Consider the following 12,729-nt stretch of genomic DNA (forward strand, 5'->3'; position numbering starts at 1 on the left):
CGGATGAGGGAAGAGCGTCTCAATCCATCAAGACTTGATCGGTGCGCGAAGGTCTTTCCCTCATCCGCCCTTCGGGCACCTTCTTCCGATGGGAGAAGGGAAAAGCTATTGCGTCTTCAACTGCGCCGCCGGCGCGACCCTGCACGCGCGCCAGGTCGGATAGAATCCCGCGACGACCGCGCTGAGAATGGCGAGCGCGACCGTCATCGCGATCATCTGCCAATCGAGCTGCGCCACGTTCTTGAAATCCGCGTACAGCACGCGCACGACGATCAGGCCAAGGCCGGTCAACAGCAAACCCAGAAAGCCGCCGGCCAGGCCGATCACGCCCGATTCGGTCAGGAATTGGGCGAAGATCTGCCGCTGGCTCGCACCGAGCGCGCGGCGCAGGCCGACTTCGCCGGCCTTGCGCGTGAACTTGGCAAGCAACAGGCCGATCGTGTTGACCAGGCACACCGCGAGGAAGGCGAAGCCCAGGCCCGCCTGCACCTTCACGTCGCTCGACACGACTTTCTGGTCGGCCATCCAGGCGTTGACGTCGAGCAGGCGGTTGTTGAGCGGGCGCGGGAAACGGCCCGACTTCTTCTGTTCGTTGACGTAGGCGTCGAGGAACGCCTTGTACTCGGCCGCGCGCGCCGGCGTATCGAGCTGCACCCAGAACTTGATCCAGACGCATTCGGAATCAATATAGGCCTCCCAGCCGTCGCCGGATTCCTTCCAGCAACTGTTGTTGCCGCTCGCCCGCTGCTTCAGGTCGATGCCGGTCGTGAACGGCATGAAATAGTCTTCGGGACTGTCGAAGGAGCCGCGCCCTGTGAGATCGTAGTAGAGGACGCGCAGCGGCCAGTCGTCGAGCACGCCGACGACCGTGTAATCCTTGCCGTCCATGCGCACGGTCTTGCCGGTCGAGTCGGCGCCGCCGAACAGCTTCTCGTTGCCGGCCTTCGACAGCACGACGACGCGCGCATGCGCATCGTCCTCGGCCTTCGACCACGGCCGGCCGTACTTGAACGGCGGCTCGAACATGCCGAAGAAATCCGAATACGTCGTGCGCACGAGCGACAGGAACGGTTTGACCTCGGGATTCTCGGGCTGGATCGGCAGGGCCAGGTTGAACATCGCCGCCTGTTTGTCGGCCTTGCCCGCCGCCATCAGCGCCACCGCATCGCGATAGGTGACTTGCTCCGGCGGACGCCCGTCGTCGTTGTACGGAGTGTCCGCGCTCCAGCTGTCCATCTCCACCAGTTGCAGCTTCGCGCTCTTCCACGGAATCGGATCGCTGCCCATCAGGTGCATCACGGTCAGCGTGGTCATGCTCGCGGCGATGCCGAGCGCGATGCCGAACACCATCAGCGCGGTGAGGATCGGATTGCGCCTGAGGCTGCGCAGGCCGAGTTGCAAGTAGTACGAAAACATAGTGACTCCTGCTTCCCTTCTCCCACCGGGAGAAGGTGGCGCGGCAGCGCCGGATGAGGGAAGAGCGTCTCGACTCATCAAGACTTCAATCCGTGCTCGAAGGCTTTTCCCTCATCCGCCCTTCGGGCACCTTCTCCCGGTGGGAGAAGGGAGGTCAAAGCTACGCCATAGCGGCTTCGACTCCCGAATCCCGGATCCCGAATCTCGGCTCCTCGTCGAAATCGGTGACCTGCCCGTCCATCACATGCACGTTGCGCTGCGCGCGCGCAGCGAGCTCGGGATCGTGCGTGACCATGACGATCGTCGTGCCCGTCCGGTTGATCTCCTCGAGCAGTTCCATCACCCCGCGCGCCATCAGCGAGTCGAGGTTGCCGGTCGGCTCGTCGGCCATCAGCAGGCGCGGCGAGCCGGCCAGCGCGCGCGCGATCGCGACGCGCTGCTGCTGGCCGCCCGACAGTTCGGACGGATAGTGCTTCATGCGCGAGGACAGGCCGACGCGCGTCAGCGATTCCTCGATGCGATGCTTGCGTTCGGCCGCGTTGAAGCCGCGATAGCGCAGCGGTACGTCGACGTTGTCGAACAGATTGAGGTCGGGAATCAGGTTGAAGCCCTGGAAGATGAAGCCGATCTTCTCGTTGCGCAGCTTCGAGCGCGCGTTGTCGTCGAGGCCGCGCACATCGACGCCGTCGAGCCAGAACTCGCCGCTGGTGAATTCCTCGAGCAGGCCGGCGATATTGAGGAAGGTGGTCTTGCCCGAACCCGACGGCCCGGTCACCGCGACGAACTCGCCGTCGCGCACGTGGATGGAGAAGTCGCGCAGGGCGTGCGTCTCGACCATGTGGGTCAGGTATACTTTTGACAAATGTTGCATTTTCAGCATTGCAAGCTCCAGCTCTTTGTCTTCCCTTCTCCCGCCGGGAGAAGGTGCCCGAAGGGCGGATGAGGGAAATGCCTCGCAAACCGCGACGAGACCGAAATCGGCAACGCTCCTCCCTCATCCGCCGCTGCCGCGCCACCTTCTCCCGCCGGGAGAAGGAAAGACAATCAATTCAGCACCACCTTCTCCGCGCCGTTGAACGCATCGGTGCCGGAAATCACGATGCGGTCGCCCTCTTTCACGCCGGAAAGAATCTCGACCGCGTTGAGGCTGGTCGCGCCGACCTGGATCGGCCGGCGCTCGGCGATGCCGTCGTGGACGAGATAGGCGACGCGGCCGGCGCCCGAGTCGACGAACGAACCGCGCTCGACCATCAGCACGTTCGGGCGCTCGTCGATCAGGATGCGCGTGGTCAGCTGCTGGCTCTGGCGCAGGCCGGCCGGCTTGTCGCCGGCGAAGCGCACGCGCGCGACGACCTGGCCGTTGACCACCTCGGGCGACACGGCGGAAAGTTCGCCCTTGTATTTCGTCGCGCCGTCGGCGATTTCCGCGGGCATGCCGATCGACAGATCGTGCGCGAACACTTCCGGCACCTGCAGCTCGACTTCGAGCGAGGTCAGGTCGATCACGGTGACGAGGCCGGTATTGATCGGCACGTTGGCCTTCTGCTGCACGAGCAGCTGGCCGACCTGGCCGGCCACCGGCGAGCGCACCGTGAGCTGGTCGACCTGGCGCGTGAGGTCGGCGACGAGCAGCTTCTGCCGCTCGAACGCGAGGTGTTTGGTCTTGACGTCGAACGCCGCCGTCTCGTTCTGCAGGCGCGCATCGGCCTGCGCGTGAGTCACGTCGAGATCGGCCTTGGCCAGCGCGTCCTTCGCGCGCAGCACCTCGATCTCGGGCATCGCGCCCTTCTCGAACACCTGCGACTTGCGCTCGACTTCGCGCGCCGCGGTCTGGCGATCGATCAGCGCCGAATCGACGGTCTTCTTCGCGAGCAACTCCTTCTGCCGCGCGTCGATGCCGGCGCGGCCGACGTCGACTTCGAGGCTCGCCAGCGTCGCCTGCTCCTGTTGCAGCTTGTTGGTCAGGTCGGGGCTGTCGACTTCGGCGAGGACCTGGTCCTTCTCGACCTTGTCGCCCGCATGCGTGAGCAGGGTGACGGTGCCGGCGGCGGTCGCGTACAAGGTCGGCGCCTGCGCGGCGACGACCTTGCCCTGCGCGGAGACATCGCGCACCAGCGTGCCGCGCTTGACCGTGGCGATGCGCAGCGATGCGGCCGAGGCCGACGAGCCCGCGGACATGAGCCGCGCCACCGAGGGCACGAGCCAGACCAGCGCGACGAGCACCGCGGCAGCGACGCCGCCGATGACGATCCAGCGTTTGTTGATGCGCGGCTGCGCGATTTCGATGCGGCGGTCCTGGCCTGAAGTGTCGCGGATCATTGCTGCGGTCGTGCTTCGATGAAAGTCGGTTCGACTCCATCAGAGCAAGTCGCATGCCAAGACCGACTGCCGCTTCAATCCATTGCTTTCAATGGATTTCTTGCCAATCCCGGCTGTCCGTCCGTTGTCCGTCGAGTCGAGCGGACGCGGCGCGGACAACCGGTTTGTCCACTCAGGATGCCTTAGGCGCCTGCGCCTTGGTGCGCGCGATCCAGCCGTCCACGCGCGTCTCGAGCACATCGAGCGGCAACGCGCCGCCGTCGAGGATCTCGTCGTGGAATGCGCGGATGTCGAACTTGTCGCCGAGCTCCTTCTTCGCCTTCGCGCGCAGCTCGAGGATCTTGAGCTGGCCGATCTTGTAGGCGAGCGCCTGGCCCGGCATGACGATGTAGCGGTCGGTTTCGGACTGCACCATCGGTTCCGCCTGCGCCGAATGCGCATGGAACCAGTCGACCATCTGCTGGCGCGTCCAGTGCTTGTAGTGCACGCCGGTGTCGAGCACGAGGCGGTTGGCGCGCAAAAGCTCGTCGTCGAGATGGCCGTAATAGCTCAGCGGATCCTGGTAGAAGCCGAGCTCCTCGCCGAGGCGCTCGGCGTACAAGGCCCAGCCTTCGATGTACGCCGTGTAGCCGGCCTGTTGGCGGAACGGCGGCAGGCCCGGCAAGGTCTGCGCGATCGAGATCTGCATGTGATGACCCGGCACGCCTTCGTGGTAGGCCGTGGTTTCGATATCGAGCAGGCTCTGGTTGGCGAAATCGTAGGTGTTGACCTGGACGCGGCCGGGCCGCTTGCCGTCCGGCGTGCCCTGCAGGTACTGCGTGGAGGCATCCTTCTCGGCGTATTCGGGCACCGCCTCCACCTCGAGCCGCGTTTTCGGCAGCAGGCCGAACGACTGCGGCAGCTTGGGCTGCATGCCGGCAATGTACTTGCGGTACAGATCGAGCATCTGTTCGCGCGACGTGGCATGGGTCTTGGGATCCTTGGCAAGCGCGGCGCGGAAGCCCGGCAAATCCCGGTAGCCCATCTTCTGCGCGATCTTGAGCTGCTCGCCCTCGATGCGCTTGACTTCGGCGAGGCCCAGGTCGTGGATTTCCTGCGGCGACTTGTCCGTCGTCGTCTGCTGCTCGATATCGAACTTGTACAGCGCGTCGCCGTTCGGCAGCGCCCATATGCCGGGCTCGGTGCGGCCTTTCGGCGCGTAGTCCTTCTCGACGAATGCGGCGAGCTTCTCGTAGGCCGGGCGTACTTTGGTATCGACCGCTTTGACGATCGCGTCGTGCAGGCGCTTGCGCTCGGCTTCGGGCACGGCGTCCGGGAACTTCGCGACCGGCCGCGCGAACACGTTTGCCGCGCCGGCGGGTGCGGCGATCGAGCGAATCTGCGCGACGACTTCCTTTTCGAGCAGGTAGCGCGGCGGCATCAGCTTGTCGCGCTCGCCCTGCCTGAGCGTCTCGGTGAGCTGATCGAACAGTGCCGGCAGCTTGTCCAGGCGCGCGAGATAGTCTTCGTATTGCTTCGTCGTGTCGAACGGCGCCATCGACACGAGTTGCGGCAGTATCAGATGCACGCCGTTGAATTGGTCGAGCGGCATTTCGTTGAGCTTGAGATCGGTCGCGCGGATGTTGTCGCCGAGCTGGCGCACCATCAATTGCTGGTTGAGCTTGTCCTGCTCGCCGAAACCGCTCGTATCGATCGCCTTGAAACGCGCGAGGAAAGCCTCGTTGTCCTTTTTCTGTTGCTGCGCGGCGGCCGGCGACGCATCGCTCCACTGGTCGTTGTAGCGGTAGTCGCCGAGCATCGTCGCGAACTCGGGCTGGTGCTTGAGCGTGTATTCCCACTGTTCGGCGAGCAGCGCGTTGAGCGCCTTCACGCGCGCGGCGACGTCGTCCGCGGCGTGCGCGGCCGAAGACGCGCCACAGGCGACGGCAACGGCGAGAAACAGGGGTTTGAAGGCGATGCGCGGCATGACGGCTCCTGCGAAAATGGAGCGCACACTCTGCGCGCACCGCGCCGTACCGTCCAGTGCTGGAAGTCGTGGCCGCGGCTTGCGGCCCTTACAGCGAATGCACCGGCAGGCCCTGCGCCTTGAGCAGCCTGACCGCCTGCTTGTCGAACGAGACGAAGGTCTCGCCGCCGAGCCAGCGGCCCTCGAAAGCGATGATGCCGTCGGCAAAATCGCCGCCCGCCTCGAGCATGGCCAGCCCCGCTTCCACGGCAGGCCGATCGACCGCGACATTGCGCGTTTCGGCAAGTTGGCGAATGGCGGCAGCGGTATCCGCACGCGACACGCCGTAACTGCGTTGCAACACCCAGGCCAGTTCGCACAACGCATGCAGGCTGACGGCGACGAGTTCGGCGCGTTCCAGCGCGCGCGTCGCAACGCGCGCCTGGGCGGGGTCATCGCCCGTGACGACGCGCAACAATACGTTGGTATCGGCGACGATCTTCACTTCGCTTCCGCCCCTGCCGCGGCGATGGCGTCGTTGATCTGCGCGATGCTCAAACGTTTGCCGTTGGTCTTGCCTTTCAGACAGCCGGCCAGTTCGCGAAAGCCGCCCGTATGCCGTACGGCCTTCAGCGCAGCCTTGCCGCCCGGCAGAAGATCGAGTTCGATTTTCTGCCCCGGCTGGATGCCGAGATGTTGCAGCACTTCCTTGCGGAACGTGACTTGCCCGCGCCCGGTAACGGTCAGGATGGTCATGCGATTGCCCTCATGGCGGCCTCAATGCCCGCATTGTAATGCAAAACTGCATTACCTGCCATGAGCAATGCTGAAAGCCACCCCCGCGCCCAACGCAACGCCGCGCGCGGGAAAAGCCGGCGTTACTTGGCGAGCTGGTCTAGCGAGTAGCCGGCGACGGCCTTGTACTGGTTGACGATGTCGGCGAGTTCCTCCTTGCCGACCACGTCGTCGATCCTGTCGAAGCGCGCGCCGTTGGTGCGCTCGTGCACGACCTGGAGGATCTTGTCGGGCGGCGCTTTGCGGTTCATCAGCACGACATCGCCGGTTTCCTTCACGCGCACCTTGTCGTAGGCGGCCAGCGCCTCGGGGCCGACGCCGAGTTCCTTGAACTTCTCGGCGAGATAGCGCGCATCGAGAATCGCCTGGCCCGCGCCGTTCGATCCGCGCGGCACCATCGGGTGCGCGGCGTCGCCCATCAGCGTAAGGCGGTCGAAGGTCCAGCGCGGCAGCGGGTCCTGGTCGACCATCGGGTATTCGAGGATCTCGCCCGTCGACTCGATCAGGCCGGCGACGTCGAGCCAGTCGAAGTGCCAGTCGGCGAACGTCGGCAGCACGTCTTCGAGGCGGCCGCGGCCGTTCCAGTCGCGCCGCGCCGGCTGCGGCGCGGCGATCTCGGCAACCCAGTTGACGAGCTGGTTGCCGTCGGCGTCGATCGCGTCGCGGATCGGATAGATCACCATCTTGCCGACCGTGAACCAGCCCGCGCGCACCATCGACGCGCCGGTCAGGAACGGCTTCCACTTCACCGCGCCGCGCCACATGTTGTTGCCCGAATAGCGCGGCGCGCCCTCATCGGGATAGAACTGTTTGCGCAGCGCCGAGTGGATGCCGTCGCAGGAGACCACGACCGAGGCCGCGACGCTGTACGGCGCGCCGCCGCCGCCGACGAAGTTCGCCTTGGCGTGATCGCCCTCGTTGGTCGCGCCCGTGCAGCGGCGGTCGGTGACGAGCGCGTCGGCGCCGAGGCGCTCGCGCACCGCATCGAGCAGCACCGAATGCAGGTCGCCGCGATGGATCGAGAACTGCGGCCATGGATAGCCCGCCGCGAGACCCGCCGGCTCGCGATAGATGAGCTGGCCGTGGTGGTTGAAGTACGCCGACTCTTTCGTCGTCACCGCGACCTTGGCGAGCGCATCGACGAGACCGAGGCGGCCGAGCACGCGCACCGAGTGCGGCAGCAGGTTGATGCCGACGCCGAGCGGCTTCAGTTCGGGCGCGGCTTCGTAGACGCGGCAGGCAATGCCCGCATCGTGCAGCTCGAGCGCGAGGGTCAGACCGGCGATGCCGGCGCCTACGATCAAAACGTCACATTCTTTGCTCATGGAAATACTCGCGGCTGGAGGCGATGCGTGCGGACTATTCCGCGTCGGGCTGTTTGGCCGGCGCCGCGTCGGCGAAGGCGGCGAGCGCGTTGCAGCGCGCATCGATCTCCGCGATCGCCGGATAGCGGCTCATGTCGACGCCGAAGCGGCGTGCGTTGAACACCTGCGGCACGAGAGCCGTGTCGGCCATCGTCGGCGCGTCGCCGTAGCAGAACTTGCCGCGCGCCGGGCTTTGCGCGAGCCGCGTCTCGAGCGCGTCGAAGCCGGTGCCGATCCAGTGCCTGACCCAGGCGTCGGTACCCTCCTTCTGCAAGCCGAAGTTCGCGCCGAGATACTTGAGCACGCGCAGGTTGCCGAGCGGGGCGATGTCGCAGGCGATGTCGAACGCGAGCGCGCGCACGGCCGCGCGGCCGGCCGCGTCGGCGGGCAGCAGCGGCGGATGCGGACGGGTTTCGTCGAGGTACTCGATGATCGCGAGCGACTGGTGCAGCGTCGCCTCGCCATCGACGAGCACCGGCACCAGCGCCTCGGGCGCGATGCCGCGGTATTCCGGCGCGAACTGCTGGCCGCCGTCGCGCGTGAGATGCACCGACAGGTACTCGTAGGGCAGGCCCTTGAGGTTCAGCGCGATGCGCACACGGTACGAAGCCGAGCTGCGGAAATAGTTGTAGAGTTTCACGGCGCGCTCCGCGGTCAGACGACGTCGACGGCGAACTCGCCGAGCCCGTCGATGCCACCGCGCATCTTGTCGCCCTTGACCACGGCGCCGACGCCCTCGGGCGTGCCGGTGTAGATGATGTCGCCCGGCACGAGTTCGAAGAACTTCGACAGGTAGGCGACCGTCTCGGCCACCGACCAGATCAGCTGCGACAGATCGGCCTTCTGCTTCGACGCGCCGTTGACGTCGAGCCAGATCGCGCCCTTCGTCAGATGACCGACCTCGCTCGCGCGATGGATCGGCCCGATCGGCGCGGAATGGTCGAACCCTTTGCCGATGTCCCACGGCCGGCCCATCTCGCGCATCTTCATCTGCAGGTCGCGACGCGTCATGTCGAGGCCGAGCGCGTAGCCGTAGACGTGGTCGAGCGCGCGCTCGACCGGGATGTCGCGGCCGCCCTTGCCGATCGCGGCGACGAGTTCCATTTCGTAGTGGCAGTTCTTCGTCTCGCTCGGATACGGAAACGCACCGGTCGTGCCCGGCGCGACGTAGACGATCGCGTCGGCCGGCTTGCAGAAGAAGAACGGCGGCTCGCGGTCCGGGTCGAAACCCATTTCGCGCGCATGCGCGGCGTAGTTGCGGCCGACGCAGTAGATGCGGCGCACCGGGAAGGCCAGGTCGGTGCCGGCGACCGGAACGGTGACGGCGGGAGCGGATTCGACGGCGAGTTTCATTCGGGGACTCCGATAGGTTCAATGGCAAAAATTCGTGAGGTCGCGCACGCGCATTGTCGTCGCGCGGCGCTAGGCGGCCAACTTCTCTTCGCGCAGGATGTTGAGCGCCGTCTGCACGGGGCGGTCGGAGAAGCTGAACAGCACCGCATCCTCGTCGGCATGCAGCGCATGCGTCTTCCACGACGGCACGACGAAATGATCCTTCGGCCCGAACGCGAACGACGTGCCGTCGACGACGACGCGGCCGCGGCCCTCGACCACCGAATAGACCGCGCCGTCGGTGCTGCGGAAAGGCTTGCCCGAAAAGCCGCGCGGCAGATACTGGATGAAGGTCGCGAGCGTCGGCATCGGCCAACCGCCGGTCGCCGGGTTGACGTAGCGCAGCTTGACGCCGTGCCAGGCGTCGACCTCGCCGTCGCGATAGAGCCGGTCGAGCACTTCGCGCGAGCGCGCATACGGATAGCTGAAGATCGGCGAGGTCGGCGACGAGGGCTCGTAATCGACCGGCAGCAGGTTGTTGCCGTAGCGCGTGAGCGCATTGCCTTCGGGGCGGCTGACCCGCTGCGACTTGTCCGTGCTTTTTTCCTCGAAGCCCGCGTCGAAGAAGCGCACGATCGGAATATCGAGGCCGTCGAGCCAGACCACGGGCTCGGCCGCTTCGCCTTCGAGACCGTCGTTGCCGTGGTCGTGCCAGGTCCAGCTCGGCGTGATGATGAAGTCGCCCGGATACATCGTCGTGCGCTCGCCGTCGACCGCGGTATACGCGCCCTTGCCGTGGACGATGAAGCGCAGCGCCGACTGCACGTGGCGGTGCGCCGGCGCGACTTCGCCCGGCAGGATCAATTGCAGGCCCGCGTACAGCGACTGGGTGACGCTGGCCTGCCCCGGCAGTGCCGGATTTTCGAGGATCAGCACGCGCCGCACCGCCTCTTCCGCGGTGATCAGCGCGCCCGCGCGTCCGATGAACGGGAACACGTCGTCCCACTTCCACAGCGCCGGCACGCACGGCCCGTTCGGCGTATGCGGCACGAGCACGCTGAGCGATTCCCACAGCGGCGACATGTGCAGCTGTTTCAGTTCCCGGTAGAACGCGCTGCGTTCCGCCGCGGCGCCGGCATTCGTCGTAGTCATGTGTATTCCCCCGCGGGAACGGCCGCGGCGGCCTGCCGCGCATAGCGCTGCGCGAGCACCGCGCAGACCATCAATTGCACCTGGTGGAACAGCATCAGCGGCAGCACGATCGCGCCGACCGCGCTGCCCGCGAACAGGACGTTGGCCATCGGAATGCCGCTGGCGAGGCTCTTCTTCGAGCCGCAGAACAGGATCGTGATGCGGTCTTCGAGCGGAAACCCGAACACCTTGCCGAGCTGGGAGGTGACCAGCAGCGCGATCGCGAGCAGCACGCAGCACAGCAGCAGCAACAGCAGTAGGGTCTGCAGCGACACCTGCTGCCAGAGGCCGGCGACGACGGCTTCGCTGAAGGCGGTGTAGACGACGAGCAGGATCGAGCCGCGATCGACGAGGCCGATCACCTTCTTGTGGCGGTCGATGAACTTGCCGATCCACGGCCGCAGCATCTGGCCGAGGACGAACGGCACGAACAACTGCAGGACGATGCCCTTGATCGCGCCGAGCGAGGAAGCGCCGCCCGCGGCCGCGCCCGTGTGCATCAGCAGGCCGACGAGCAGCGGCGTGACGAAGATGCCGAGCAGGCTCGACGCCGAGGCCGCGCACACGGCCGCGGGCACGTTCCCGTGCGCGATCGAGGTGAAGGCGATCGACGACTGCACCGTCGACGGCAGCGTGCACAGGAAAAGAATGCCGAGCGCGAGCTGGGCGCCGACGATCTTCGTCGCCAGCGACTGGGTCAGGAACCCGAGCAGCGGAAACAGCACGAAGGTGCAGGCGAGCACGAGCAGGTGCAGGCGCCAGTTGGTCAGGCCGGCGATCACCGCCTCGCGCGACAGCTTGGCGCCGTGCAGGAAGAACAGCAGCGCGATCGCGCCATTGGTGACGACGCCGAGCACCTCGGCCGCCTGCCCGCGGCACGGCAGCAGGCTGGCGAGGAGCACCGTCGAGATCAGCGCGAGCGTGTAACGGTCGAAAATCAGGGCGAGCGTGCTTTTCATATCGTGTCGGGCGTCCGGAAACAGCGCATGGCTTGCCTCATTTTGCCTGCATCGCGTTCACCACCGCGAGCGTCATCGCCTGCGTGCCGGTGCGAATCACGGCCTGCGCCGCCGGCACGTATTTCGGCGAATGCAGCACGGGCAATACTTCGCCCTTCTGCTTCGCCTCGGCCAGGCGCTGCGGATCGTACGCGCCGATTTCGAAATAGAACGACGGCACGCCGGCCATGCCGTATTCGGAAAAATCCTCGCTGCCGGTCATCGGCTGCGGCCGTTCGTGCACGTCGGCGCCGAACGCGGTGCGGAACACCGCCGCCGTTTTCTCGGTGAGCGCCGCGTCGTTGACGATCATCGAATAGCCGCGGCGCACATCGACGTCGGGCGGCGCCGGCGCGCCGGCCATGTCGGCTTCGGCCTTGGCCGTGCGCAGGATGCCGGCGAGCAGCTTCTCGCGCACCTCCGCGTCCTGCGCGCGCGTCGCGCCGCGCACGGTGGCCTTGTCGGGCGTGCCGTTGCCGAGCGGGCCGCTGTCGATCGAGCCGACCGCAATCACGCCGAACGCCGCCGGATCCTTCTCGCGGCTGATCACGGCCTGCACGTCGACGGCGAAGCGCGCGGCCATCAGCACGGGATCGATGCCCATGTTGGGACGCGAACCGTGGCTGCTGCGGCCGTGGAAGACGATCTGGAAATCGTCCACGCTCGAACTCGCGATGCCGGGACGATAGTAGATGCCGAACGCATCGGGCGCATTGTGCAGGCCGAAGGCGTAGTCCGGCCTCGGGAAGCGCACGAACAGGCCGTCGTCGATCATCGCCTTGGCGCCGTTGCCGCCTTCCTCCGCCGGCTGGCCGATGAACATCAAAGTGCCGTGCCAGCGATCCTTCATGGCGAGCAGCGCCTTCGCCGTGCCGACCCAGGTGGCCATGTGCGTATCGTGACCGCAGGCGTGGGAAACGAACGACTCCCGGCCGCTGCGCGCGATTTGCCTGACGCGGCTGGCATACGGCAAACCGGTTTCTTCCTCGATCGGCAGCGCGTCGATGTCGGTGCGCACCATGACGGTCGGGCCGGCGCCGTTCTTGTAGATCGCCACGATGCCGGTCTTGCCCACGCCCTCGGTCACGGCGAAGCCGAGCGCGCGCATTTCCTTCGCCAGCAGCGCCGCGGTGCGCTTCTCCTGATAGCCGAGTTCGGGATGCTGGTGGATATCCTTGTACAAGGCGAACAACTGCGGCGCGTCCTTGTCCGCTTCGGTTTCGGCCGCGGCCTTCGTCGCGGCGACGTCGAATCCGAAGCCGAGACATGGCGACAGCCCGACGGCGAGCGTGGCGAGGCACAGTACGAGAGGCTTTTTGCGGATCATGCTGCCTGTATCTCCAAATGATGTTCAGGGCGTTCGCGGCCG

The 12,729-nt window shown here is 66.2% G+C and carries 12 protein-coding genes; all 12 read right to left on the bottom strand.

The window, feature by feature from the left end; genetic code table 11:
- Positions 1 to 105: 105 nt before the first annotated feature.
- The 12 genes from QM741_RS02320 to QM741_RS02375 all read right to left on the bottom strand — a co-directional run bounded on the left by QM741_RS02320 (position 106) and on the right by QM741_RS02375 (position 12,687).
- Positions 106 to 1,416 (bottom strand): ABC transporter permease, encoded by a 1,311-nt coding sequence (locus tag QM741_RS02320; RefSeq protein WP_415206136.1) that lies wholly within the window; start codon positions 1,414 to 1,416, stop codon positions 106 to 108.
- A gap of 160 nt (positions 1,417 to 1,576) precedes the next feature.
- Complete coding sequence (locus QM741_RS02325; protein ID WP_415206137.1) at positions 1,577 to 2,296, bottom strand: ABC transporter ATP-binding protein; 720 nt, start codon at positions 2,294 to 2,296, stop codon at positions 1,577 to 1,579.
- 164 nt (positions 2,297 to 2,460) lie between these two features.
- Positions 2,461 to 3,735 carry an efflux RND transporter periplasmic adaptor subunit gene (locus QM741_RS02330; protein ID WP_415206138.1) on the bottom strand — a complete coding sequence of 425 codons (1,275 nt, stop codon included), beginning with the start codon at positions 3,733 to 3,735 and terminating at the stop codon, positions 2,461 to 2,463.
- A gap of 172 nt (positions 3,736 to 3,907) precedes the next feature.
- Positions 3,908 to 5,701: a DUF885 domain-containing protein gene (locus QM741_RS02335; RefSeq protein ID WP_415206139.1), complete on the bottom strand. Its 1,794-nt coding sequence runs from the start codon at positions 5,699 to 5,701 to the stop codon at positions 3,908 to 3,910.
- Between the two features lie 88 nt (positions 5,702 to 5,789).
- Positions 5,790 to 6,185, bottom strand: coding sequence for a type II toxin-antitoxin system VapC family toxin (locus QM741_RS02340; protein WP_415206140.1), 396 nt, complete (start codon positions 6,183 to 6,185; stop codon positions 5,790 to 5,792).
- Complete coding sequence (locus QM741_RS02345; protein ID WP_415206141.1) at positions 6,182 to 6,436, bottom strand: AbrB/MazE/SpoVT family DNA-binding domain-containing protein; 255 nt, start codon at positions 6,434 to 6,436, stop codon at positions 6,182 to 6,184. Before QM741_RS02345 ends, QM741_RS02340 begins: the two co-directional genes overlap by 4 nt.
- Before the next feature lie 122 nt (positions 6,437 to 6,558).
- Positions 6,559 to 7,800 (bottom strand): flavin-dependent oxidoreductase, encoded by a 1,242-nt coding sequence (locus QM741_RS02350; protein WP_415206142.1) that lies wholly within the window; start codon positions 7,798 to 7,800, stop codon positions 6,559 to 6,561.
- A gap of 34 nt (positions 7,801 to 7,834) precedes the next feature.
- On the bottom strand, positions 7,835 to 8,479 hold the full coding sequence (gene maiA, locus QM741_RS02355; protein WP_415206143.1) for a maleylacetoacetate isomerase: 645 nt from the start codon (positions 8,477 to 8,479) through the stop codon (positions 7,835 to 7,837).
- 14 nt (positions 8,480 to 8,493) lie between these two features.
- On the bottom strand, positions 8,494 to 9,192 hold the full coding sequence (locus QM741_RS02360) for a fumarylacetoacetate hydrolase family protein (RefSeq protein ID WP_415206144.1): 699 nt from the start codon (positions 9,190 to 9,192) through the stop codon (positions 8,494 to 8,496).
- A 69-nt stretch (positions 9,193 to 9,261) separates the two neighbouring features.
- Positions 9,262 to 10,323: a gentisate 1,2-dioxygenase gene (gene gtdA, locus QM741_RS02365; RefSeq protein WP_415206145.1), complete on the bottom strand. Its 1,062-nt coding sequence runs from the start codon at positions 10,321 to 10,323 to the stop codon at positions 9,262 to 9,264.
- Positions 10,320 to 11,321, bottom strand: a complete 1,002-nt coding sequence (locus QM741_RS02370) for a bile acid:sodium symporter family protein (RefSeq protein ID WP_415206146.1) — start codon at positions 11,319 to 11,321, stop codon at positions 10,320 to 10,322. The genes gtdA and QM741_RS02370 overlap by 4 nt, the downstream gene beginning before the upstream one ends.
- Before the next feature lie 37 nt (positions 11,322 to 11,358).
- Positions 11,359 to 12,687: an amidohydrolase gene (locus QM741_RS02375; protein ID WP_415206147.1), complete on the bottom strand. Its 1,329-nt coding sequence runs from the start codon at positions 12,685 to 12,687 to the stop codon at positions 11,359 to 11,361.
- Positions 12,688 to 12,729 lie beyond the last annotated feature (42 nt).

This window comes from Rudaea sp., from assembly GCF_047601565.1.
In the GTDB taxonomy this organism is placed as follows: Bacteria; Pseudomonadota; Gammaproteobacteria; order Xanthomonadales; family Rhodanobacteraceae; genus Rudaea.